This window comes from Pseudonocardia sp. GCM10023141, from assembly GCF_042653605.1.
In genome coordinates this window covers 1-917 of record NZ_JBHSIR010000096.1, presented here as the reverse complement: position 1 = coordinate 917, position 917 = coordinate 1, and the positions used below count along the sequence as shown (strand labels likewise).

At 69.1% G+C, this 917-nt stretch carries 1 pseudogene; it reads left to right on the top strand.

The features are described 5' to 3' along the window. Positions 1-70 precede the first annotated feature (70 nt). Positions 71-917 (top strand): annotated as a pseudogene (locus ACFPFQ_RS48230) (transposase); the annotation flags it as partial.

Below are 917 nucleotides of genomic sequence, written 5' to 3'. Positions count from 1 at the left end.
CTCCCGTGATCATGGCTGAGTGAGCGGGAGAATGACTTCGCAGGGTCCTGAGCTGGGGAAACGAGGCCAGATGCTACGGACGCGAGCAGCCGAGGTGAGCCTGTGGGAGGCCCTGCTTCCCGATGAGGTGCTGCGGCTGCCCGAGGAGCTGGCTCGGGTCGACGCACTGTTGGACGATCCGGTGTTCTTTGCCCCGTTCAGGCCGTTCTTCGACCCGCGGCTGGGCCGGCCATCCACGCCGATGGAGGTCTACCTGCGGTTGATGTTCCTCAAGTTCCGCTACCGCCTGGGTTAGGAAACCCTGTGCCGCGAGGTGTCGGATTCGATCACGTGGCGGCTGTTCTGTCGGATCCCGATCGATGGCCGGGTGCCGCACCCGACCACGCTGATGGAGCTCACCACCCGTTGTGGCACCGCCGCGGTCGACGGGTGCAACGAAGCGTTGCTGGCGAAGGCGGCGCAGGCGAAGCTGCTGCGCACGTCGCGGCTGCGCGCCGACACCACCGTCGTCCCCGCCGATGTGGCCTACCCAACCGACTCCGGGCTGCTGGCCAAGGCGGTGCGCCGGATCGCTGCGGCCGGTCGGCGGATCCAGGCCGCCGGCGGAGCAACCCGCACCACGGCGGGTGAGCCTGCGCGACTCCGACGCGCGCCCGATCGCGAAGGGCCGGCTCGGGCGCCCGGTCGAGTTCGGCTACAAGGGCCAGGTCGTGGACAACGACGACGGTGTCGTGCTCGACCACACTGTCGAACGGGGCAACCCTGCCGATGCACCACAACTCGCCCCCGCGGTCGAACGGGTGATCCGCCGGACCGGGCGGAAACCGCGCACCGTCACCGCCGATCGCGGCTACGGCGAGGCCAGTGTCGAAAACGATCTACACGATCTCGGGGTCCGCACCGTGGTGATCCCCCGC